The following is a 22720-nucleotide window of genomic DNA, read 5'->3' as shown; positions in this document are numbered from 1 at the left end:
GGTGTTGCGGGTTGCGTCGTGGGCGTTGGGGGTAGTTGGTATTGGTATACAGGTAAGGGTGACCACTCCCAACAGCCGGCGCTTGACCGCGTCCATTGAGCCCCTGCTACCGGTCATTCATGACCGCGATCAAACCATTTCCTTCCAAACCAACGGCAATAGAACACGCCCTCTCCGTCGTGCGACCGGCATTAGTTCTGGGTAATCACGACCTCGTCGCCGCACTTCGAACGGGTCTTGAGCAAGACGGTATTACACAGGCGGTCAGCGAGCACGATACCCCTGCGCTCTTCAACTGGCTGCTGGCGATGTTCCAGATGCAGGGAATTTCCGATGCGAACGCCGCAGATTTTACGGCGAAGCATGGGCCGGTTCGGTGGGCAGATATCGGTGGCATGCTTGAGACAGGCTCGGCCTGTGAGCGTCTTAAAAGCTACTGGCAATTTGCCGACTGCGGCTACCGCAAAATGGCACAGTCATGCGCTTCACCCGACTTGATGCCTCGGTGCCCGCTGCCGAGGCATCCGCTTCGGAATGGTCGTCTTAGTCAGGGCGCGTACAGCCTCTTTCTGTTTATGCGCGATGTCTGTGACAGCGATCTTGTCGGCTGGATCGACAGGCGTCTAGCGGAAGCTGACGAGGTTGGCAGCCCTCCTGGCGCTGAGATGATGCGGGACGCGCTGCTCGGCCCGTTAAGTCAAATCTTCGGCGTGTCCCACAAGGTTCTTTCGATGGCACTGGCCGACCTCCTGATCGGCGGTGACCCCAACCGCGAGCGCTGGGTAACGACCGGCGCTTCGATGATCGCCATTGATACACTGGTGCACAATTTCCTGGCCCGCACGGGGGTCCTGAAGCGCTTCGGAGCCGAGCATGCCTACGGGCCGGGGTGCTACGCGGAACGCGGCTGTGCGGCCATTATCGAAGGTATCGCCCACCGCGTCGACGCCCGGGCTTTTAATTCAACTTACCCGGCCGTCTTCCCTCGCTTCATTCAGCAATCGATCTGGCGCTTCTGCGCTGCAGACGAACGTAACATCTGCAACGGCCGGCAGATCGATGATCGCCATCGCTGCCGAGATCGCTGGTGTCCGGCGGGCTCAGTTTGCTCCCGGATCGCTCTTTCACCGGGTAGTTGAACGTTGGGCTAAGCAGTAACTGAACCACCACCTAAGTCTTTTGGCGGAGGCCCAGACACTCGCTAAGAATTCTGGGCAATTAGACACAGTCGACACTGATCTTTGACAGTATTAATATAATATTATAAGCTGTAATTATTCGTTAAGCCGCATCGTGGTGGTGCGGCTTGTGCCGAACGACTTCGGGAGTGCCCTACAATGCCAATCTTCATACGCCATTACATGCCGACGTCGCGGCAAAGCGGCAAACGTGCGCGCCGTTAGCCTCACCCCTCGATCATCTCGCCAAAGGCCCCCTCGGGGTCTTTTTTGTTTCAGGAGAACTCACTTGACCATCACCCTTGCACAGACCGCAACATCGACGGCATCGGCAAACGGCATGTCGCCCCATTTGATCGCTCAGCCGCGCGCTGCCAAATCTTCGAAGGAACTGCCGGCCACCGCAACGCTGATCGTGCTGGGCCGTGACGACGCCGGGAAGACTCATGGCTCCTATTTCACGGCTTCCGAGGCCCCCCTCGCCACAAAGGCAGCAGGCCTCATGGGCATGCAGGCGCTGGAGATCACTAGCGACGCTATACGCGGAGCCGCCGCGTCATTGCCCCATGGTCGGGTGTTCGCCAGCGGCAAAGCTTTCGTGCCGTTCGTCAAGGCGGCAACCTTCGATGACCTTTCCACGCACCTTGATCCATCGGCAAGAGCGGCGCTGCAGGCAATGCCGAAAGGGGCGCCTGCGCTGAGAGAAGCTGCGGCGGGTGCCATGGCTAGCCGCAGTACCGGGGAAGCCGCCAGTGACCGTCAGAAACGTCAGGCTGCGGCATCCGAGGCGAGCGGTACAGGCGAGCCTAACACCAAGGCACCGACCGTTCCATTAGATTGGTCGGCCATCGTCGTCGGCAGCCTCGTTCTCATGTCGGAGGGCGATGGGCACGGCTGGTACGAAGCCGTCGTCGTCGAGGCCCATGAAGACGCGCTGTTCACGGTTCGCTGGCGCGACTGGCCTGAACTGGCGACCTTGGTGCGCCATCGTCGTCACCTCGGCCTTCTCCACCCCGATCATGCAGCGGCGTGAGGGGGATCAATGATGCGCCTGACGCCCCTCGCCAACCACGGTCAGTCTCAGCGGGTTGCGGCGGGTCTCAGCCCCACCGCCGCCATCAACGACGCCCTACGTCAAACATTCACCGGTGGGCAGGTCATGCTGACCGCCGGTGTCGCCAGCCTCGACCATGCCGACCGGCTGGCCATACTCGATGCTGTTCGTGGCTTCGACGCGTTCACAAGCGGATGCGACCCCTATGGCGACCACGACTTCGGTACGGTCGAACATGACGGGGTCCGGTACTTCTGGAAGATCGACGACTACGACCGCAACTTCACCTATGCCTCGCCAGATCCCGGCGACCCTGCCGTCACGGCGCGTGTGCTCACGATCATGCGCGCTGACGAGTACTGAGGATGATCCTCAACCGTGCCCCCGCGTCGGCAGCTCAACACTTCGGGACGGCTCTTCGCCCCGAGTGCAAGGGCGACGGTTTCGGTTCACCTGCTTCGGGTTTCAGCAGCAGTCGAGAGATTGGAACGTCGAGGGCTGTGGCGAGCAGTTCCAAGGTCGAGATCGTGACGTTCTCGCTGCCACGCTCGACCCTGCCGACGTACGAGCGGTCAACGTTTGCGGCAAGCGCAAAGGTCGGCGGCGCGAGCTCCTCGCGCCCAAGTCAAGCGACTGAAGGGCGGAGGTTTTCCCGGCTATAGGTAGTTCGGCAATTGTCCTGCTGCTAAGTACGCTATCAGTTCAGTATTGTTCACAACGGAATCGTATAGGATATGCTCCCAGCTGTTCACCGACCTGTCTGCGGCGTGCTCGCGCAGGTCCTCGAAGGCCGCGTGCACGTCGCGATTGCGATTGCGCATCCTCGCCGCGTGCCGGAGCACGCGAATATATTCCTTCCTGAAGGAGGACTTGAACCGGGAATGGAGCTGCAGCTCGTCAAGGTGGCGGGTCACCACATCAGTGGCCGCCGCCGGCACCCCGGGATGGCAGAGCAGCTCGGGCGTCGGCGCATTATAGGGCGGGTGTATGCGCAGCGCCGCGACCGGTCCTTCCAGAAACGCATCGTAATAGGGGTGGAGGAACAGCCGGCCATTCGGCCCGGAATAGCGCGCGAGCTTATGCCCTTGGCAGATGTCGCACGCCGGTACGAGGTTTAGCGGCAGGATGGCGAAATCGGGATAGTCCTGCCTGGGCAGATAGTGATCAAGCGTATTGGGCGTCCCGCCCTCGCCGCACATCGGGCACAGGGTGAGGCTGCGATCGCGAAGCGTCTTCAGGATCGGCGCTTGTGCGGCCTCTTCGGCAGGCGAGGCATAGAGGGTCTTGAAGGAAGTCGCCTGTGCAAGTGCGGTTGCCCAGGTTGGCAACTGGCTTGGATCGCCTGCTTTCGTATCATAACCCTGACACCGGGTGGTCCACTTCGCCTGGATCCCAGCGAAGAAGGCCGCGTTTATCCCATTTTGTCGCTCGGCAACGACCTCGCTTACATAGGAAGCGATATCGATAACGGGCTTAGGCAGCCGGATCATCGATACCTACTTCGTCGCCGAGCTCGATCAGAAGCTCCTCGTTCAGATCTTCGGGGGCGAAGCGCGCAAGTAGCTCCTTACGGCCGCCTACGGCCTTTGCCGCCTCCTCGATCCACCGTTCGAACGGCTTGGATACCGAATTGTCGCCGAACACATAGGTCGAGATACGCTGGATATCCCCGCCGAACGTCTGGAACGGCGGGCGCTTGATGAACAACCCCTCATCGGTGTGCTCGAATACATGGACGCAATCGCGTGGTACCTCCCTAACCAGCACCAGCGAATGCGTGGCGACGATGGCCTTTGAATCGTATTGGGCGAGGATCGATTTGAGCATTGTGACCAAGGCGAGTTCGAGCGTCGGATGGAGAAAAAGCTCCGGCTCGTCGATGATGACGAGGCTGTTGCGCCGGATCGACCCGAGGAGGTTGATCACCAAGTACGAAAAGAGTCGCTGCCCGGAACTCATCTCCAGGATTTGCCCATTTCGGAACAGCGAAACGCCCGATACGATCTTGGCGTGACGCTTCACCGCCTCAAGGTTGAGATTTCCGGCGGTATCGTGATCGATGCGAACGAAGCGGCGTGTGATGGCCTTGCCGTCGGAATCGACGTCGGGGACCTCGACCAGAGGCGAGTGATACCCCTCAAGCGCGACTTCAAACGTCTCTCTGTTCGTGGTCGCGGGAACCTCGACCGTCGCGAAATCGAACTGGATGGCCTCACCCAGCACCTGGTGCAGGGTCCACAGCTTCTCGGACCACGCCTTGATCCCGCTGAAACGGCGGTCGTCCCGCGCACAGCTGATGAGGGACTGGACCGCGGCCTCACGGGCATGGTCGAGCGACAAAGTGGTGCGCGGGCCGCTTCGGCCGCGCAGCCCGAAATACTGGTAGACTGCCCGATCCGCGAGCTTGAGGCCTTCGGTGTCGACGCGCAGGCGCTCGAACGGGCTATACGACACTGCGATCAACCGCCCGAAGCTTGGAGCTGCCTCGAATCCAGTGTCCGGCGGACCGCCTGCCTGGAGCCAATGTTCGACAAACTGGTAGAGGAGTTGCGACTTCCCGACCCCGTTTGGGCCAATCAGAAGGCTGACGTCATGGGGCAGCAATGATTCCGATCCGAACTCGAATAGGATCGTCTGTATGGTCCCGTCGCGATCCTGAAATGCGAAGCGAAAGTCTTCGACCGTCGAATCCTCGCCGGTGAACAGCTTCCAGCCCTCGTTGAATGCCCGTTGGCTTCCACGCTCGCGCAGCAGCGAAGAGCGGAACTCGGATAAGGCGATCAGTCCCAAAGCTTCCTCATCGTCGCGCACTCGAGCCAGTAGTGACGCGTCATGCAGCGTCTCGGCCGCACTCAGCGCAGCGTCCTGCCCGGCGATAGCGATGAGTTCTTCGTAGAAAGTAATCCCGCTGGGATTGGAGATGTAGTGCGTGTCCGGCGGGGGGAAGACTCCATCCCACCCGCTCTCGATGAGCTTTTCAAAATAGTTCGCCGTGAAGCTCTTTCCCGCAACAAGAATTTTTATCGGGTCGAGTTGTCGCTCCCCGTCGGCGAGCTGGAGATGGGCAACCAGGCTAGTCTTATGGCTATAGTCGTCCCAGTTATTCCACGAGAGCTGGAGAACAGGCTCCGGCCCGCCTCCCGCTTGCCGCTTATGGTCCGTTCTTGAGCGGTAGATGATTTTCACGGTCAGCCTCGCGTGCGTTAAGGACTGGCAGCTTCTTTGGCCAGCTTTGTACGCTAGTCTAGCCGAAGAACCAGAGGAACGCGGGGGACCAGCGGTTTGCACATCGGCGGACTCTGCGAAGCCGCCAGGAGTCGCACGTCTGTCCCGCGTGGCACGCTCGATGCGCCTTAGGACGCGGCAGCGGTTGGAGCGAAGCGCGAAATGCGACTGCTGGTCATCGCGATGACCACTATTGCATCTAGATGAGCTAAAGGCTGACAGGCTGCTTTCGGCCCTACGTAGCCACTAAGTTAGGATATAGTCGACGGGCTCGACCTTCTGGCTTTCGTTGAAGCTGGCGAGGTTCCAGAGCGACTTCGCGTTCGACGCCCGCAGGTGGTCGTGCAGGCACTGCTGGGCCGCCTCCACCCGGCCTTCCCGCAACGCCTCCACCACCGACAGGTGCTCGTCGAGGAACGGATCGATCAGCGCGGTCCGCCGGAGGGCGATCTGGATGTGCTTGGTCGACACGAACAGCGCGCGGCCCCGCTTCAGCGCCTCGACGATCTCCGGGTTGGTGGAGTGCCCGAGCAGCTTCACGTGGATGTCGTCCTCAAGCTCGTCGAGCGTCGCGATGTCTACCTCCGGGAAACGCTCGATGGCGTCTCGGTGACGATCGAAGATCTCTTCGACGAGCGCCATGGGGATCCGCGCGGCGGCGTTGCCGAGGGCGACGGGCTCGAGGATCGCGCGCAGTTCGTACAGTGCCGCCATGCGATCGAGGTTGAGGGGGACAATCCACCAGTGGGACTTCTCGCCCTTGCCGACGATCCCGAGGCCCTGGGCGCGCAGCAGGATGTTGCGCGCGGCGAGGCGGCTGATGTCGTACTCGCGGGCGAGTGCCAGCTCGTTCACCCGGTATCCGCCGAACAGCGAGTGCAGGATGATGTTGCGCTCCACCGCGTAGTAGATGGCGTCGGCCGGATCGACGTCCGGTAGCAGGCCGTCGCTCGAAGACCGCGCCAGCATTTCCTTTGTGATAGGGATGCGCGACGGCGCCGAACCCGGACCGACGACTAGGCCGCGTCCTGCGAAGCGGCCGACGAGGCCCTCGCTCTCTAAGGTCGCCAGCGCCTGTCGGACGGGCGCACGGCTCGAGTTGAAGAGGGTCGCGAGATGGCTCTCGAGGATCACGGTCCCTGCCGGGATGCTTCCTCGGGCCATGCTTTCCCGGAGCGTCTCCGTCATGCTCGCGTAGGCTGGCTTCCGCTCGAACGCGACCAAAATCTGCTCACCCGTTCTCAAAACATGTCCGTCCCGGCCGAAGTGGTAGAGTGAAGTCCGCCGACTGTCACGACGCTTCGAAGCTTATGGCCTCAGCCGGCTCAAGTGACCGCGCCGAGCTGCCACGGGACGAACTCGTTGTCCCCGTAGTCGTAGGTCTCGCTCATCGTCTTCTCGCCGGAGGCCACGGCGATCAGTTTCTCGAATATTCGGTGACCGGCAGCGTCGATCGTGTCGTCGCCGGTTACGATGCCGCCCGTGTTGATGTCCATGTCCTCGTCCATATGCTCGAACATCGCGGTGTTGGTCGCGACCTTAATGCATGGCGCGGGCTTGAAGCCGGAGACCGAGCCGCGGCCCGTGGTGAAGACGATCATGTTGCAGCCGCCCGCCACCTGGCCGGTCACCGCGACCGGGTCGTAGCCGGGCGTGTCCATAAAGACGAAGCCCGTCTTGTCGATGATCTCCGCGTATTCGTAGACGGCCTCGAGCGGCATCGAGCCGCCCTTGGCCACTGCACCCAGCGACTTCTCAAGGATTGTCGTCAGGCCTCCCGCCTTGTTGCCGTGCGACGGGTTGTTGTTGAGCTCCGCGCCGTGGCGCTCGGTATAGCCCTGCCACCAGTCGATCCGGTCCATCAGCTTCTGCGCGACCGCCGGCGAGGTCGCCCGACGCGTCAGCAGGTGCTCGGCACCGTAGATCTCCGGCGTCTCGGAGAGGACTGCCGTGCCGCCATGCTGCACGAGGAGGTCGGAGGCGAGGCCCAACGCCGGATTGGCGGAGATGCCGGAATACCCATCGGAGCCGCCGCACTGGAGGGCAAGCTTCAGGCCGGAGAGCGGCTGCTCCGTCCGCTGCATCGCGTTGATGGCCGGGAGCATCTCATCGATGATCGCGGACGCCGCCTCCACGGTCTTTCGGGTGCCGCCGAGGTTCTGGATCGTCATCGTGCGCAGGAACGGCCCTTCCTCGAGGCCGTACTTATCGGTGATGAAGCTGATCTGGTTCGTTTCGCATCCCAGTCCGATCATCAGGATGCCGGCGAAGTTCGGATTGCGCGCGTAGCCGCTCAGCGTCCGGATCAGGTACTGGTAGCCCTCGGTCTTCATGCTGATGGCACACCCGGTGCCGTGGGTCAGCGCCACGATGCCGTCGACGTTCGGGAAGCCTGCAAGCCCACCGCCGCGGTTGTAGCGGTCGGCGACCGCCTTCGACACCGTCGCCGAGCAGTTCACCGATGAGATGATGCCGATGTAGTTCCGCGTGCCTACCTGGCCGTCAGTCCGCTTGTAACCCATGAAGATGCGCCGCGCGGACTCCGGCAGCAGCGGGGTCGCGTGGGCATCGGCGGCGAACTGATGCACCACCGCGCTGTCGTGCATGGCCATATTCTGGAGGTGCACGTGCTCGCCGGGAGCGATGTCGCGGGTCGCGAAGCCGATCACCTGGCCGTACTTCACGACGTCGCTGCCCAGTATGATCGGCCCCAGCGCTAGCTTGTGGCCGGCCGGCACATCCGTGGTGACGAACACGTCGCCCGCATTCTCGCCGGCCGAGATGGCCGATCGCGCGACGGCGACGTTGTCCTTCATGTTGAGGCGTATGGCAGGTAGCGGAGTGGTGATGGCAGACATCGGGCATTTCCTCGGGGTGGGCTTGGAGGCGTTCCAAATGGCTATTGCAAGCAATAGCCATCCATGTTAGCCATGGATTTGTCAAGTCGAATTGCTTTCGGGTGACAAGCCTTTGGGAGGAGGTTGCATGTTTCGTCAAAAGGATTGCGGCACCTAGGCGTTAACGCTAAGTCGCCGTGATGGGTTTCCATCTACATCGTAGACTGTAGCGACGTGGGACTACTTCCTGCGTGAGGATGCGCCGTGTCTTACGTTTTCGATTTCAGCTTTCTGCCAGACTATTATAGCGAACTGGGCAACGGCGTGTGGTTGACCATCTGGATGACGGCCATATCGATCATTCCCGGCTTCGCTCTCGGCACCGCCTGCGCGGTCGGCCGGCTATACGGTCCCAAGTGGGTCCAGCGCGTCGTGACCGTCTACGTTGAGGGCATCCGCAACACCCCCCTCATCATCCAGGTCTTCTGGCTGTTTTTCGGCCTCGCCATCCTCGGCGCCCGCATCGGCCCAACGAACGCCGCTGTGGTCGCGCTGGTGATCAACGTCGGCGCCTACACCGCCGAAATCATGCGGGCGGGCTTCCAGAGCGTGCACGGCGGCCAGCTCGAGGCGGGCTCCTGCCTCGCGATGAGCCGCAGCCAGCTCTTCTGGAACATCCAGCTTCCGCAGGCCGCCGAGCGCGTATACCCGGCACTTGTCAGCCAATTCATCCTGATGATGCTCGCCACCTCGATCATGTCCCAGATCTCGGCCGAGGAACTCACGGGCGTCGCCTACCAGATCCAGTCCTTCACGTTCCGGGGCTTCGAGGTCTACCTCGTCATCGCAGTGCTCTACCTGATCATGGCGACCGCCCTGCGATTCCTCCTGCACGGCGTGGCCAACGTTGCGTTCCCGCGGCTCCGCCGTCTAGGAACCCCGCTGTGACCGCCCTCCGAGCGATCGCAGCTCCCGCAACCTGGAAGGGGAGCCTCCCATGTTCGGGCTGACGATCGACCAGATACTCTACATCTTTCAGGGCGCCATCTGGACCATCGTCCTGTCGCTTCTCGGCTTCGTCGGCGGTACCGTCCTCGGCCTGCCGCTTGCCATGGCCCGTGCAGCCCGCAAGCGTTGGGTATCCCGCACGGCGAGCCTCTACGTGCAGCTCGTCCAGGGCATTCCCCTCCCGGTGATCATGTTCGTTGTCTATTTCGGCATGAGCATCTACGGCTACAACGTCTCGGCCCTCGTCGCCGCGGGTATGGCGATGACGCTCTACTCCAGCGCCTTCCTTGGCGAGATCTGGAAAGGCTGCCTCCAGTCGGTGCCGAAGACCCAGTGGGAGGCGGGCGAGTGCCTCGCGCTGACCTCGTACCAGCGCTTTGTCTACGTGATCCTGCCGCAGGCGCTGCGCATCGCGGTCCCGCCCACCGTCGGCTTCATGGTCCAGATCGTGAAGAATACCTCCTACTCGGTGGTGATCGGCTTCATCGACCTCACCTACTCGGCGAAGGTCATCAACAACTCGACGTTCAACCCGTTCGTCGTGTTCACCCTCGCCGCCCTCATCTATTTCGCGATCTGCTTCCCGATGTCGGTCTTCGCCCGGCGGTTCGAGCGTCGCCTTCATCGAATCCCGGAGTGATGGACATGCTGACCCAGACCTCAAGAGACCCGCTCGTATCGGCAGGAACCCCGCTCGTCCGCTTTCATGAGGTCCGAAAGAGTTTTGGCGCCCTCGAGGTACTGAAGGGGATCACGCTCGACATCAAGGAGGGGCAGGTCGTTGCCCTGATCGGCAAGAGTGGCTCCGGCAAGAGCACGGCGCTCCGCTGCATCAACGGTCTCGAGAGGATCAACGCCGGGCAGCTCTCTGTCTGCGGGCGCGACCTGTTCGCCCGCGACTTCGACCTGCGCGACCTGCGCAAGGAAGTCGGCATCGTCTTCCAGAGCTACAACCTGTTCCCGCACCTGACCGTCGAGGAGAACGTGACCCTCGCGCCCCGCAAGGTGAACGGGCTGAAGGGCGTCGCCGTCGGCGCGCTCGCCGCCGAGGTGCTTGAGCAGGTCGGGCTGTCCGAGAAGGCCAAGAACTACCCGGAGCAGCTCTCCGGCGGCCAGCAGCAGCGGGTCGCCATCGCGCGGTCGCTCGCCATGCGTCCGCGTCTGATGCTCTTCGACGAGATCACCTCGGCGCTCGATCCCGAGCTGACGGGTGAGGTGCTGCGTGTGATCGCCAAGCTCGCGGCGGGCGGCATGACCATGGTCCTCGTGACGCACGAGATGGCCTTCGCCGCCAAGGTCGCGGACCAGATCGTGTTTATGCATGAAGGCCGTGTCTGGGAGAAGGGCGACGGCGGCATGCTGGCAGAACCAACGACGTCGGAACTCCGGCAGTTCGTCGGCAACGGCCTGTGACGAATTCCTCGTCCATTTCGGGCGCGGCATAATGGGAGGATAACACCATGCGCAAGACATCACTTCTGGCGGGCGTCGTGCTCGCGGCCAGCCTCGTCGCCTCGATGGGCGCCGCCCTCGCGGACACGCTCTCCGACATCAAGGAGCGCGGCAAGATCATCGTCGCCGTCGACGTCAGCCATCCTCCCTACGGCATGCTGGACGGCTCCGCGAAGGAGACCGGCTCCGACGTCGAGACCGCCAAGCTCCTTGCCGAGGATCTCGGGGTGACGCTCGAGATCGTGCCCGTGTCCGGCGCGAACCGCGTGCCGTTCCTGCTCTCGAACCGCGCCGACGTCGTGATCGCCTCGTTCTCCGTCACCGAAGAGCGCAAGAAGGTCATTGACTACTCCAAGCCCTACGGCGTCATCCCGGTCGTGATCTCCGGCCCGAAGGACGCAGCGATCAAGGCCGCCGCCGATCTTGCCGGGATGGAAGTCGCCGTCGCGCGCGGCACGACCGCCGACATCGAGCTGACCAAGCTAGTCAAGTCCAGCGGCAGCGACGCAAGCATCGTTCGCTACGAGGACGAGTCGACCACGAACACCGCCATGGCCACTGGCCAGCAGAAGGTGTTCGCGGCCGCGCTCTCCACCGCCCAGGCGGTCGCCGACCAAAGCCCCGGCCTCGGTCTCGAGATCAAGATGGAGCTGAACAACTACCCGATGGCAATGGGTCTCCGGAAGGGCGACGCGGCCTTCCAGGCAACGCTCGACGGCTTCGTGGACACGAACCTCAAGAACGGCAAGCTAAACACGATTTACAAAAAGTACTTCGGGCAGGACCTACCCGCCGAGATGACCACAAAATAGCAGCGACTTAACTTATTCTCGGCGACCGAGCGACCAATTTTGCGCGCGTATCACTTGCTGGTGGTTCGCGCGCTTTCCAACAGAATGGGTTTCGTTGGACGGCGGAGGTTTGTTGCTCGTTGGGATCAAGCGTGGCCGGCTTAGGTGGCGAACGGAACGGCAGGTATCCGGCGAAGGCGCACCCCAAGCAGACGGTCCGGTATCGGCCCCTAACGGGCATCGAACGTATCTCCAGCTTGGGGTGGACTACAGAGCGTTTAACCGAAAATGATGTAGGTGGTTCGTTCCAAGATTACCGATAGGCGTCGCAGCGAGGTGCACCGTCGCCAAAGGGCAAGGCGAGCCGGGCGCAGCCGGTTGCCCAGCGCAGTGAATGCTGCTCATGGGCCCGTATGGTGGATTCAGATCAGCTTGTGACCGGCTGCACTCATCCTCGATCCTTTTTGGCTAGATTTTTTGGTAGCGGATTACCTACGTCGCAAGGGCGAATGATGCATAAATTGGTTGTACACGAACCAACTACATGCAACTATTTCATTACGATGCGCATACCAGGATACATATGTGGACTTCCCTTACTGAACCCCAAGCCATTTTGCTATCTGGCATTTTGACCTTAGCTGCCGCCGTGATCGGTGTAATGCTCGGAGCGCGGCTTTTCGGCAATCGGGTGCAGGACCTGCAGTCTTCACTGGATGCATCCAAGCAACTCGTAGCTCAACACCGCTCGGATGTGGAAAGTTCGTTGAACCAGATCCGCGATAAATTGAGTGAGATGGAAGCGCTTTTTGGCACCGCCATCGAGGGTCTAGGCCAGGTCAGAGGATCAATCGGCGACTTGTCGGCAAACCGCGCAGGAGACGATGCCCCTGCGGGCGATGCTTATTTGCCGGCGGATGGCTATCGGGAGCAGCTTCGTAACTCTTGGGAGCAAATTCGCGACACGCTTGAAACAATAGCTGCCGACCCTGGCGTTGACGGCCGAACACGCGCAAAATACGCTCGCATCGATCGACGAAATTATCATTGGTTGATCGACTCCCTTGATTTTGATCAACGACTCCAGGGGGCAGCCGAGCGCTTTCGAGAAGCCGTAGACCTCTGGCATCGGTTCCGCCCGAACCGGATACGGGTTGAGCATGCAAACGTTGAACAGATGGCATCGCTACGAGATCAACTAGTGCGCCTTTCCCCGGCTGATGACGCATAAGTTGGTCGAAAGGTACATAGAGCGGAGCAATCGCATCCGCGCAGTAAGGTAATGTTATTAGCTATCAGTAAGCGATTACAATTATAAACAGGCCAGGTAGTTATTTGCAGATCCGCAAATTTTACCTGCTGCGCCCAAGCAGATGATATCTTCAATCGCACTCCAGTTGCTTGCGGCGAACCATGAGCGAGGCTGATGGCGGTCGGTCTCTATCGCCACTAGCTCGTCGTAGGCGCATGATGCCGAAACGCACTAAGCTGCACGGCAAACGGGTCGACTGAACTCATTAAGTACAGCGGCAGTCCCGGACCCTGTTAATAAGTTACGCCAAAGCTCAGGCTATTTGCGCTTGTAGATGTCAACACGCAGCCCTCAGACTGCCGCCGCTACAACACATAGGAATATGCGGATCCAGTCACCGTCGAGAAAGGCTTAGGCTGAAGGGCACACGTCAGACGAAGTTGTAACCATCAAGCGCTTGGGCCGCTGCGATAGCGGCTGCCCCTGATTGCAATCGCCTCCGCGCGATTTCCTCGATGTCGAAGTACCGGTGTCCCATCATCCCGCCGGGTGATGCCTTGCGGAAGCCCGTGGCTACGAAAGCGTCGACAACATAGTAGCGATGCGGTGAGAGCTCAAATCCTGGATAGTAACCCTGGGCCGCTTCGATCACGTCCCGGACTGCCTGCCTCCCGTTGTCGTCGAGGGTTCCTGTCTCGGGTATCTCGAAGGCAATCCGCCCTGCGTCGTCCCGCATCGCAGAAACCGCGCAAACGATGCGCCCGACGTGGCTGACCTGCTTGTCGTGATACAGACCCAAGAATGCTGCACGCTGCCACTTGGGGCTGCGTTCAACCGGCTCGTAGTAGACCCCATGAGCCAAATTTTCCCGCCACGACGTCCCGGTCAGCATGGCGACCATGACTTGCTCCTCGCGCGGTATCAAGCCTTGCGCGAAGATGAAGTCGGCGAATTCCTGTAGGGTTTCGCGTAGCCCAAGGTCGGTCACCGGAAGGGTGGTCACCTGCGCAACGAACTCGCCGAAGGTGGTCTCAACCAATGTCACCCCGTGTTCCTTCGCGATCGAGGTTACTTCGGCGGGCATCACTTGACTGCTTTTGCCGGAGGTCAGAGATATAAGGAAGCTGCCCTTCCGTCCGGGCAGGCGGTCAACGATTGTACGGCAGTGCCTACTCAGTTGGTCCGGATCCGACGAGGGGCCTAGTTTCGTCTCTATGAATACAGACAAAGGTTCCTGCAGTACGAGCCCGTCAGGCACACTATGCGTCCCGGCGACCTGCTGCGAGAAACGAGGGCCTACTGTGATCTCTTCGACGCAAAAGGCGCGGAGCAAAGACTCGAGTAGCTTCGGCGACGCGTCGTATAGTATGCGCAGAAGGACCATCACGTGGTTGGTCACCACATTCTCGGCCTGGTGATAATGCGGAAAACGCGTGACCTCGGCCATATTTGGTATTGCTCATCTTTGTATAATGGCATTCACCTGAGGCTCATCAGGCATCGTTGTTCTGCTCTATTTAGACTCTCACAAGTTCGCTCCTGCTAGACTTTCGTAAGCTTCGCGGCGTCGGAGCTATTCACCAAATGATACGAAGGCTGTCTAGCATCCGCGTCCTGTAGCGGACAGTTAGCTTTCGGCGCAAAGCGGCATTCGTATCATGAGTCCTGACTCTACCTACTCAGATTGCAAAATGCGGTATACTTGCATACGGGAGCACCCAAGCTCGCGCGCTATAGCCGCCGGTCCGGCGCCGGCCAAATGCATAGCCTTAACACGGTCATGGTCGAGCCGCCGCTTTCCTCCGTGATAGACGCCTTCAGCCTTCGCCCGCTGGATCCCATCACGCTGCCGCTCCTTGATAAATCGCCGTTCCATTTGTGCGACCATGCCCAACACAGTTAGCACCAGATGGCCCATTTCGCCGCGCGTAGAAACATGCGGATCTAGCACCGTGACAAAAGCCTCGCGCTGCTCGCATTCATGGATAAGATTCAACACGTCGCGGGTGTCTCGGCCGAGGCGGTCAAGCCTCGTAACGACAAGCTCATCACCGGGCCGCAAAAACTCTAGCACTGTGGCAAGCCCACCCCTGCCGTCGCGACTGGCGCCGGACACCTTCTCTGACCGAATAACAGCACATCCCTCGGCCTTGAGCTTGCCAAGCTGTATGTCGAGATCCTGGTCGATGCTGCTCACGCGTGCGTAACCGATACGGGCCATGTGTCACCTCAAGCTTTAGGCGCGAGGCTACCAAGCCGTAAATAGGCGCAGTCAACCCAGATGTTACGCAAGCACTCGCCTGCCGGGTGACGTCACTGCAGGGTATACGCTGATGTGTTGAAAGGGCGTTTGCTCGGCGCCCTATGCCCTCGTTCATCTGGAGCAATGCGATGGCCCAGAAGGCAAACGTCATTAGTCAGTTAAATTTCCCACTCGGCTCGTGGCGCCAAGGGATTGAGATACTAGCTCTTGCCTATCGTACCGGCAGCATAGGCAAACCGAGTTCCTTTAAAAAGACGTTGTGCTTATTGGTTGCCTCACGCACTTGGTTGTCGATCGCGACTAAGTCGGCGTGCGTGGCCGATAAATCGATTTCCGTCTCTCCCACGGAAGTACTTATATAGCGCGAAATATTCAGATTATAGCCTTCCTCGGCAATCCGACCCATGCTCACCCGCTTTGAATAGCGCTCCTCCTCTTTGCGAAACTGGTAGGTCTCGATGATCTTACCGATATGCGCTTGCGTAAGCTGATTCTGGCGCTTCCCCCTCGCAAAATGCTCGGCTGCGTTGATGAAGAGCACGTCGTCCGGTTTTTTGCACTTCTTCAGCACAAGGATGCAGACCGGGATACCAGTCGAATAGAATAGGTTCACCGGCAGGCCGATGACCGTGTCGATGTGGCCATCCTTCAACAGCTTGGTTCGGATGCGCTCTTCCGCCCCGCCTCTGAACAGCACCCCGTGGGGGAGGATGATGGCCATCACACCCTCATCCTTTAGATAGTGAAAACCGTGCAGCAGGAAGGCAAAGTCCGCGGCCGACTTGGGCGCCAGCCCGTAGTTTTTGAACCGCACATCATCGCCCATCGCCTCAGTCGGCTCCCAGCGCAAGCTGAAGGGCGGGTTCGCTACGATGGCATCGAATGAGGGCTTCTTGGCGGGATTTAACTCACGCAGGATGTCCCAGTCATTGGTCAGCGTGTCGCCGTGGTAAATTTCAAATTCCGTGTCTTTCACGCCATGCAACAGCATGTTCATGCGGGCGAGGTTGTAAGTGGTGATGTTCTTTTCCTGCCCGTAAATTCTGCCGATGCCGTGCGGCCCCATGCGCTTGCGCACATTCAGCAGCAGCGAGCCAGAGCCGCAAGCGAAATCGAGCACGCTGGCGAGCCGCTCATTTTTACCGGTTGCGGGCTCCTGGCTGTCGAGTGTCACGATAGCGGAAAGGATGTCTGACACCTGCTGCGGGGTATAGAATTCGCCCGCCTTCTTGCCCGAACCGGCGGCGAATTGGCCGATCAGATATTCGTAGGCGTCGCCAAGCGCATCCACATCCGAGGAGAAGTCGGCGAGCCCTTTGGCGATCTCGCTAATGATGGCGCAGAGTTTGGCGTTGCGATCAGCATACGTCCGGCCGAGCTTGTCAGAACCGAGATTAATTTCCGAGAACAGGCCAGCAAACGTGCTTTGGAACGACTCGTTTTCGATGTATTTGAAGCCCGCCTGCAGGGTGTTCAATAGGTCGTCGTTCTGGGTGCGCGCCATATGGGCGATGCTGGTCCAGAGGTGCTCCGGCTTGATTAGGTAGTGCGCCTTCAGGCGCATCTGCTTTTCAAAAGCCGTAACATCATCGGGGTTCTCCGCGTACCAAACAGATAAGGGCGAGCGCCCGCCGTTGCCTATCGCGTTGGGATCTGGATAGTCGCGCCCGAGCTCCTTCTTCCCGGCCATCTCGTAATTGTGAGAGAGGTAGCGCAGGAAGAGGAACGACAGCATGTAGTCGCGGAAATCGTCCGCGTTCATCGCGCCGCGGAGCGTATCGGCTATGTTCCAAAGCGTTTTGCCCAGTTGCTTTTGGTTTTGGTCGTTCATTGTGCGGGTGCTTCCTCTGCGGCGGGCGCGGGCGCCGGAACTACGGGTTGGGCGGCGACTACGCCTGGCAGGGCGAACTCAAACCGCGCGATGAATTCGCGCAGGATGCGGCGGAAAAGTTCCTTGTTGTCCTCGCCCATTTCAGTAGGTTCATGGATGGCGTAGGCGCCATGGCTCAACAGGTTCAGAGCGCGGTTGAACAGCGCCCGATCTTCCTCGTTGTCGAGCGCCTTCAGACAGAACGCCATGCTCGGATGCCCGAAGAAAGACGCCGTCTTCTCCATGACGCTGCGCAGGGCATTGAAATGGAAAGTATAGAGCTTTCCCTTGGTGGGATCGGCGGCACGCAGCAACTCGGCCAAGGTGGCGACGTGATGGAAAAAGGGCGTGTCGTCGGTGACTTGGAGCGTGAAGGCGCCGTCGCCGCCCGGGCGGTGCAGGAAGTAGCGTTTATGGGTGATTCTTGGCTCGCCATCGATCCGCCTGCCGACTTCGTTGCACATCACGTTGAAGAACAAGGAGTGATGCGAAGAGAAGATCACCTTGATCGGCGCAGGCGCACTCGCGCCATCCTTCCTTGTCGCCGTCCGGCGGAGGAGTTTCGCCAGATCGCAGGCGACGGAGATCGCGTTGTTGTCATCGAGCGATGAGATCGGATCGTCAATATATAGGTAGTTCTTCCCCTGATAGGACTCATGGCCGTCGAGCATCCGCTCGCAGATCGCCATGAACACACACCAGATGAAGATGTTCTGCTCGCCGCGCGATACCTTGATGTTGATCTCGTCGCCCTTTCGGAAACTCACGTAGTCCGGTTTGGAGACGGTCCCGGTGTCTGCAGGAACCTCCTTGTAGGTGAAGTCGAATTCGAAGTCGGCATATCTGAAGAGGTACTGGGCAATCGTTTCGTCCAGCGCGAGTTCGGTCATCGCGTTGAAGAAGGACGACTTGTCGTTCAGTTGCAGGCGGCGCACGCTGTCGCCTTCGAGGTCATTTTCCCAAACGAACAAATCCTCGGTGAAGGCGTTGAAATAGAGCGTGTCGGGCGTCCCGGTCGGGTTTTTCTTCGTCTTGCGCTTGCCCGCGTCCTTGAATTCCATAGAAAGGCGCGTTTTGCCAGTGCGGTTGTAAGCGAAAAGCAGCACGAGATCGGAGTCGTTCAGATCATCCCGCAGACGTGTCACCAGCTTTCCCAAACTCTGGTAGTTGCGAATGCCGCTCATGCGTCATCCTCTTCGACCAAGGGGAAAATCTGCTGCATCAGCCCCTTCTTGTGGGTCTTGAGGATGCCGAGCTTTTGGCTTTCAGCGGCAATGAGGTCATCAAGAGCAGTGAGGCAGTCGGCGATGCGGTCTTGTTCCTTCAGCAGGCGGTCACCTGCTGGCAACGGCACCGGCAGTGAACTAAGTTCAGCACTGTTAATACCTGGCTGCCCACTCCTGGCAGAGTTTATAGCAATCCAATCCCAATACTTTGAAGTTGTCAGGTACTGTGCGAGATATGCGGTCGCCAATTTGCGCTGGTCGGGTCTCAATCGGATTAGGAAGCCTGCAAACACCAGCTTGCCGTCATCCCGGCGGTATCGATACGACTTTCCAACGCTGGCACCAGTGCGGGCAATCGCAATATCACCTTCATCGAGATAGTTACCAGCAGTTGGCACCATATCAACGGAGACTTTGTTCTCTCCCCGATAGCTTCCGTCTTCTGATATATCCGTTATACGAAGATACTTAGGCAATTCTGCAGCGTAGGGGACGGCTGCCGCACTAACTCCATAATCGGGAGGGGCCTTGAGAACCTTTCCCAATTGAACGAACTCCCACTCCCCCGCCCCCTTAAACTCTTGGAAACGCAGGCGGGGTTGGGCTTCGCCTTCCTGGGGGAAGAGTTGCTGCATCAGGCCCTTTTTATGGGCCTTGACCGCCTCCACCTTCCGCCTCTGCGCCTCGATCAACGCTTCCGCTGAGTCCAAACATTCGGCGATCTTTTGTTGCTCAGGGAAGGACGGCAGCGCTATTCGTAGACGCGCAAGGTCCTTGTAATAGATGCGAACACGAACGCTTCCGTCGCCCTTTTCCGAAACGAAATTCTCCCAGGCGTCAGAACGTCTGAAGTGATCGAGATAGGCTGGATCGAGCCTGTGAGGGCCGACGCTCTTGCACTTGAAGACAACATAGTCAGGACTAACCAGAATGTTGTTTTCGCCTTTCCACCGAGCTATTGAGCCGATGTTAAGCCGCATCGGATTGTAAGCGAACCAGTCCTTTCGAACAGAATTGTAACGTGCGGTGTCTGCCGCGACGATGCGTTCTTCCATAGGCACGATGCCTTCGACCTTGGAGACCCCCATGATTTGAGATGTGGCTTTACCAGCGCCGTTTCGTTCTGTGCTTTCAATCGTAGCGTCCGCCAATTGAAGCGCTTCCACTTGCTGGCCGAGAAACTCTGGAAAGCGCAGCTCAGGCATCGATACAGACCCATCGACTGCTGCCGTCGAGAATGTCGCCTTACTGCTCATAAGCGCTCAGCCCCGAGATTTCGCGGCCACCGGCGCGCTTGAGCAGCAGCGGTATCAGGTCGGCCATCAGGTCCAGTTCCTTCACCCGGCGCGCCTTCCAATTCAGGCCGAGGGGCTCCATCAAATCGGTGAGCGCCTCGCCATCAAAGATCATGCGTTGCAGGATGCTATCGGCGAAGCGATGAAGCGCCTCTACAGCAAGGCCGTGCTTGCCCGCAATGCCCGCCAGCTCAGCCGCGTTCTTCTCGGCCTTGAAGCGGCTATAGCCCTCGCGGATGGCCTTTTCGCTCAACCCCTCGCCCGCCTTCAGGGTGCTTATGTAGGCGGCTATATTGTCACGCTCGTCCATGAACTTGGCATCGGACTGGATCAGGCCGATCAGCTCCTCGCGGCTCATCTTCTGCTTGCCGGGGGTCGCCTCGGAATAGCGAGCGATCAGGCCCATGATGTAGTCGTAGTCAATCACGGCCGAGGCAAAGAGGACGAACTCGAAATCAAGCTGGTCCGCTTCCTGAGTCGGCTTGTCCGCGCCCTTGCCCTGCTGGGCTCGTAGACGCTGGGCCGTTTCCAAATAGGCACCGCGGAACCCAAGGAGATTATCGCGCGGCAGGACCTGCTCGATCGCTGCGGCGTTTTCCGGGGTCAAGTCGGTGTATTGGTCAAGCTGGGTCTTGAGCCGCTGGACCTCCTTGAAATGCTCGATGAACGCCGCGCGGGCCGCGTCGCCCTTGAGGTTGGGCACTGCGTCGGGGGCGCATTCGAGGCCCTGCGACTTCATGAAGGTGTCGAGCTTTTGCACCGCGCTTTCCAGTTTCTGGATGACCACCGGAGCCTTGTCCACCAGCCAGATTTCGCGGGCCTTCTCGGCAGCCGCCTCACCGGAGAAGAGGGCGATGGCAGAATCGACGGCCGCTTGCTGCTGCCGGAAGTCGAGAATGTTACCATAGGGCTTGGTGGCGTTCAGCACCCGGTTGGTGCGCGAGAAGGCCTGGATCAGGCCGTGATGCTTCAGGTTCTTGTCGACGTAGAGTGTGTTCAGGAACTTCGAGTCAAAGCCGGTGAGCAGCATGTCCACCACGATCGTGATGTCGATCTTGTGGTTTGGCTGGTTGGGGTAAGCCTGGCGCAAGTCGGCATCCGGCCATTGCTGGTCTTTAATGCGCTTCTGAACGTCCTGGTAATACAGGTCGAATTCCCCGATTGCGTGGTTGGTGCCGTAGTTGGCGTTGTAGTCCGCGAGGATGGCCTTCAGGGCCTCCTTCTTTTTCTCCGGTTCGACCGCGTTGTCTTCCTTCTCCTGGGGCAGGTCTTCCTGGATCTGCTTCACATCAGGATTGCCCTCGGCGGGCGGGGAGAAGACGCAGGCGATGTTCAGCGGCTTGAAAACCGGGTTATCGGCTTGCTTCTCCGCCTGCATCTCGGCGAACAGGCGGTGGTATTCGATGGCGTCATTGATCGACGATGTGGCGAGCAAAGCGTTGAACCGGCGCTGACCGGTCGCGGCGTCGTGCTTGGTCAGGATTGCCTCGATGATCGCCCGCTTGGCCAGCGGCTCGCCCGGCTTCGGCAGGGATTTGCCCTGCGGCTTGAAGTAGTCGACATGGAAGCGAAGAACGTTTCTGTCTTCGATGGCATGCGTGATCGTGTAGGTGTGAAGACGCTGCTGGAAGAGGTCTTCCGTCGTCTTCATGCTGGCCTGCGTGTCTTCAATCTTCTGGTGAGCGGCGTTCTGGTCAAAAATGGGTGTTCCGGTGAAACCGAAGAGCTGGGCGCGCGGGAAAAACTCCTTGATGGCCTTGTGGTTCTCGCCGAACTGTGACCGATGGCATTCGTCAAAAATAAAGGCGATGCGCTTTTCGCGCAGGGGTTCTAGCTGTTCCTTGAAGGACTTCTTGCCGTCCTTCTTCTGCTGCTTGTTGCGCTTGCTATTTTCGTCAAGCGCGAGGCCAAGCTTCTGAATCGTGCAGACGATTACCTTGTCGGCGTAATCGTCGGAGACCAAGCGGCGGACAAGGGATGCGGTGTTGGTGTTTTCCTCGACGCAACCTTCCTGGAACTTGTTGAACTCCTCGCGCGTCTGCCGATCGAGGTCCTTTCGGTCCACGACGAAAAGGCACTTTTCAATGTCCGGATTGTCCTTCAGCAGCGTTGACGCTTTGAAGGAAGTCAGCGTCTTGCCGCTGCCGGTGGTGTGCCAGATGTAGCCATTGCCGCAGTCTTGTGCGATCGAGTCGACAATCGCCTTCACCGCGTAGACCTGATAGGGCCGCATCATCAGGAGCTTCTGCTCGCTTGCGACCAGAACCATATAGCGGCTGATGGTCTGGCCGAGTGTGCACTTGACGAGGAATGTCTCGGCGAAGCTATCGAGATGGACAATCTTCTTGTTGTCTACGTCGGCGAACTCGTAGACTGGCAGGAAACGTTCCTCGGCATTAAAGGCAAAGTGACGCGCATTGTTGTTCGCGAAATAGAATGTTCTATCGCGGTTGCTAACGATGAATAGCTGGAGAAAGCAAAAGATCGTCTTTGTATATCCGCTTCCAGGGTCGTTCTTGTATTCGACGATCTGCTCCATGGCACGACGCGGGCTAATGCCGAGAGTCTTCAGCTCGATCTGAACGACCGGCACGCCGTTGATCAGCAGAATGACATCGTACCGATGATGGCTGTTGTCCGTATTGATGCGAAGCTGGTTGACCACTTCGAAGGAGTTCTTGCACCAGTCCTTGATGTTGACGAGCGTGTAGTTGAGCGGCGTCCCATCATCACGGGTGAAGCTATTGCGCTCACGAAGTGTTCGCGCCGCCGTAAAAACATCCGGCGTGACGATCCCCTCCAGGAGGCGCGTAAACTCTGAGTCGGTAAGGCTTACACGATTGAGCGCCTCGAACTTCGTACGAAAATTTCGGTCGAGCTGGGCGCGGTCTTGGATATCGGGACGATACTCGTACTTTAATTCTTGGAGCTTCGAAACTAGCGTATCCTCAAGGTCGCGCTCTAGTGTGATCATGTTAAAGGCGTCACTCCGAAGACTGAAAGGATATGCTTCTCCCTTTGCAGGGCTTCCACGTGACTACCCGTGGATTGGCGAAATTGAAAGCCCGTGGCTGGCCCGGCAGGAGGTAGAGACTGGGTTCGCCTTTTACGCAGGTTGCTGGCTCTGGAGCCACCAAGAGCCTACAAACCCTTACCGGTTTCGAACGTACCGCGGCAACATTCTCGCGATCATCGTCTGCTTCCGAAGCCTGCCTTCCAAAAGCGGATGGACCGCTTTCGTCTCGAACGCCTCGGGAGGCGGACTGGCA

18 protein-coding genes and 1 pseudogene are annotated in these 22720 nt (G+C 59.4%); 8 read left to right on the top strand and 11 right to left on the bottom strand.

What is annotated here, in order from left to right:
- Positions 1–119 precede the first annotated feature (119 nt).
- The 3 genes from ACZLZQ_RS02780 to ACZLZQ_RS02770 all read left to right on the top strand — a co-directional run bounded on the left by ACZLZQ_RS02780 (position 120) and on the right by ACZLZQ_RS02770 (position 2595).
- Positions 120–1139, top strand: coding sequence for a hypothetical protein (locus tag ACZLZQ_RS02780; RefSeq protein WP_472948034.1), 1020 nt, complete (start codon positions 120–122; stop codon positions 1137–1139).
- Positions 1140–1467: 328 nt separating this feature from the next.
- Entirely contained in the window at positions 1468–2211 is a 744-nt protein-coding gene (locus ACZLZQ_RS02775) for a hypothetical protein (protein WP_472948032.1), read from the top strand.
- A 12-nt stretch (positions 2212–2223) separates the two neighbouring features.
- Positions 2224–2595, top strand: coding sequence for a DUF3768 domain-containing protein (locus ACZLZQ_RS02770; RefSeq protein WP_472948030.1), 372 nt, complete (start codon positions 2224–2226; stop codon positions 2593–2595).
- 34 nt (positions 2596–2629) lie between these two features.
- On the opposite strand, the pseudogene ACZLZQ_RS02765 reads toward ACZLZQ_RS02770, so the two are convergent.
- The 5 genes and pseudogenes from ACZLZQ_RS02765 to ACZLZQ_RS02745 form a co-directional block, all read right to left on the bottom strand.
- Positions 2630–2815: pseudogene (locus ACZLZQ_RS02765) on the bottom strand (helix-turn-helix domain-containing protein); the annotation flags it as partial.
- A gap of 73 nt (positions 2816–2888) precedes the next feature.
- Entirely contained in the window at positions 2889–3722 is an 834-nt protein-coding gene (locus tag ACZLZQ_RS02760) for a hypothetical protein (protein WP_472948027.1), read from the bottom strand.
- Positions 3706–5418 (bottom strand): AAA family ATPase, encoded by a 1713-nt coding sequence (locus ACZLZQ_RS02755; RefSeq protein ID WP_472948025.1) that lies wholly within the window; start codon positions 5416–5418, stop codon positions 3706–3708. Before ACZLZQ_RS02755 ends, ACZLZQ_RS02760 begins: the two co-directional genes overlap by 17 nt.
- 285 nt (positions 5419–5703) lie before the next feature.
- A complete protein-coding gene (locus ACZLZQ_RS02750) occupies positions 5704–6681 on the bottom strand; it encodes a GntR family transcriptional regulator (protein ID WP_472948023.1) in 978 nt (325 codons plus the stop codon).
- A 101-nt stretch (positions 6682–6782) separates the two neighbouring features.
- On the bottom strand, positions 6783–8315 hold the full coding sequence (locus ACZLZQ_RS02745) for a UxaA family hydrolase (protein ID WP_472948021.1): 1533 nt from the start codon (positions 8313–8315) through the stop codon (positions 6783–6785).
- A gap of 243 nt (positions 8316–8558) precedes the next feature.
- Here ACZLZQ_RS02745 and ACZLZQ_RS02740 point away from each other — a divergent pair, with 243 nt between their 5' ends.
- From ACZLZQ_RS02740 to ACZLZQ_RS02720, 5 genes are all read left to right on the top strand, one after another.
- On the top strand, positions 8559–9242 hold the full coding sequence (locus ACZLZQ_RS02740; RefSeq protein ID WP_472948019.1) for an amino acid ABC transporter permease: 684 nt from the start codon (positions 8559–8561) through the stop codon (positions 9240–9242).
- A gap of 49 nt (positions 9243–9291) precedes the next feature.
- A complete protein-coding gene (locus ACZLZQ_RS02735; protein WP_472948017.1) occupies positions 9292–9942 on the top strand; it encodes an amino acid ABC transporter permease in 651 nt (216 codons plus the stop codon).
- Positions 9942–10715 (top strand): amino acid ABC transporter ATP-binding protein, encoded by a 774-nt coding sequence (locus tag ACZLZQ_RS02730; protein ID WP_472948015.1) that lies wholly within the window; start codon positions 9942–9944, stop codon positions 10713–10715. Before ACZLZQ_RS02735 ends, ACZLZQ_RS02730 begins: the two co-directional genes overlap by 1 nt.
- A 47-nt stretch (positions 10716–10762) precedes the next feature.
- A complete protein-coding gene (locus tag ACZLZQ_RS02725; protein ID WP_472948013.1) occupies positions 10763–11566 on the top strand; it encodes a transporter substrate-binding domain-containing protein in 804 nt (267 codons plus the stop codon).
- A gap of 523 nt (positions 11567–12089) precedes the next feature.
- Complete coding sequence (locus ACZLZQ_RS02720) at positions 12090–12776, top strand: hypothetical protein (RefSeq protein ID WP_472948012.1); 687 nt, start codon at positions 12090–12092, stop codon at positions 12774–12776.
- Positions 12777–13227: 451 nt separating this feature from the next.
- Here the strand turns inward: ACZLZQ_RS02720 and ACZLZQ_RS02715 are convergent, their stop codons facing one another.
- The 6 genes from ACZLZQ_RS02715 to ACZLZQ_RS02690 form a co-directional block, all read right to left on the bottom strand.
- Positions 13228–14244, bottom strand: a complete 1017-nt coding sequence (locus tag ACZLZQ_RS02715) for a hypothetical protein (RefSeq protein ID WP_472948010.1) — start codon at positions 14242–14244, stop codon at positions 13228–13230.
- A 228-nt stretch (positions 14245–14472) separates the two neighbouring features.
- Positions 14473–15018, bottom strand: coding sequence for a recombinase family protein (locus tag ACZLZQ_RS02710; RefSeq protein ID WP_472948009.1), 546 nt, complete (start codon positions 15016–15018; stop codon positions 14473–14475).
- 253 nt (positions 15019–15271) lie between these two features.
- Complete coding sequence (locus ACZLZQ_RS02705) at positions 15272–16891, bottom strand: type I restriction-modification system subunit M (protein ID WP_472948008.1); 1620 nt, start codon at positions 16889–16891, stop codon at positions 15272–15274.
- Complete coding sequence (locus ACZLZQ_RS02700) at positions 16888–18114, bottom strand: AAA family ATPase (protein ID WP_472948007.1); 1227 nt, start codon at positions 18112–18114, stop codon at positions 16888–16890. Before ACZLZQ_RS02700 ends, ACZLZQ_RS02705 begins: the two co-directional genes overlap by 4 nt.
- Positions 18111–19412 (bottom strand): restriction endonuclease subunit S, encoded by a 1302-nt coding sequence (locus ACZLZQ_RS02695; protein WP_472948006.1) that lies wholly within the window; start codon positions 19410–19412, stop codon positions 18111–18113. Before ACZLZQ_RS02695 ends, ACZLZQ_RS02700 begins: the two co-directional genes overlap by 4 nt.
- Entirely contained in the window at positions 19402–22425 is a 3024-nt protein-coding gene (locus ACZLZQ_RS02690; RefSeq protein WP_472948005.1) for a type I restriction endonuclease subunit R, read from the bottom strand. The genes ACZLZQ_RS02695 and ACZLZQ_RS02690 overlap by 11 nt, the downstream gene beginning before the upstream one ends.
- Positions 22426–22720: the final 295 nt, after the last annotated feature.

This window comes from Mesocryomonas lacus, assembly GCF_055730105.2.
Note: the sequence above shows the minus strand (reverse complement) of the source record. Positions and strands in the feature narration are given on the sequence as shown.

What these genes read in the sequence shown, in the direction of transcription:
- ACZLZQ_RS02695 (WP_472948006.1), bottom strand. Translation starts at nt 19,412, where the DNA reads ATGAGCAGTAAGGCGACATTCTCGACGGCAGCAGTCGATGGGTCTGTA.
- ACZLZQ_RS02780 (WP_472948034.1), top strand. Translation starts at nt 120, where the DNA reads ATGACCGCGATCAAACCATTTCCTTCCAAACCAACGGCAATAGAACAC.
- ACZLZQ_RS02735 (WP_472948017.1), top strand. Translation starts at nt 9,292, where the DNA reads ATGTTCGGGCTGACGATCGACCAGATACTCTACATCTTTCAGGGCGCC.
- ACZLZQ_RS02745 (WP_472948021.1), bottom strand. Translation starts at nt 8,315, where the DNA reads ATGTCTGCCATCACCACTCCGCTACCTGCCATACGCCTCAACATGAAG.
- ACZLZQ_RS02700 (WP_472948007.1), bottom strand. Translation starts at nt 18,114, where the DNA reads ATGAGCGGCATTCGCAACTACCAGAGTTTGGGAAAGCTGGTGACACGT.
- ACZLZQ_RS02720 (WP_472948012.1), top strand. Translation starts at nt 12,090, where the DNA reads ATGCAACTATTTCATTACGATGCGCATACCAGGATACATATGTGGACT.
- ACZLZQ_RS02770 (WP_472948030.1), top strand. Translation starts at nt 2,224, where the DNA reads ATGCGCCTGACGCCCCTCGCCAACCACGGTCAGTCTCAGCGGGTTGCG.
- ACZLZQ_RS02725 (WP_472948013.1), top strand. Translation starts at nt 10,763, where the DNA reads ATGCGCAAGACATCACTTCTGGCGGGCGTCGTGCTCGCGGCCAGCCTC.
- ACZLZQ_RS02710 (WP_472948009.1), bottom strand. Translation starts at nt 15,018, where the DNA reads ATGGCCCGTATCGGTTACGCACGCGTGAGCAGCATCGACCAGGATCTC.
- ACZLZQ_RS02690 (WP_472948005.1), bottom strand. Translation starts at nt 22,425, where the DNA reads ATGATCACACTAGAGCGCGACCTTGAGGATACGCTAGTTTCGAAGCTC.
- ACZLZQ_RS02715 (WP_472948010.1), bottom strand. Translation starts at nt 14,244, where the DNA reads ATGGCCGAGGTCACGCGTTTTCCGCATTATCACCAGGCCGAGAATGTG.
- ACZLZQ_RS02705 (WP_472948008.1), bottom strand. Translation starts at nt 16,891, where the DNA reads ATGAACGACCAAAACCAAAAGCAACTGGGCAAAACGCTTTGGAACATA.
- ACZLZQ_RS02730 (WP_472948015.1), top strand. Translation starts at nt 9,942, where the DNA reads ATGGACATGCTGACCCAGACCTCAAGAGACCCGCTCGTATCGGCAGGA.
- ACZLZQ_RS02760 (WP_472948027.1), bottom strand. Translation starts at nt 3,722, where the DNA reads ATGATCCGGCTGCCTAAGCCCGTTATCGATATCGCTTCCTATGTAAGC.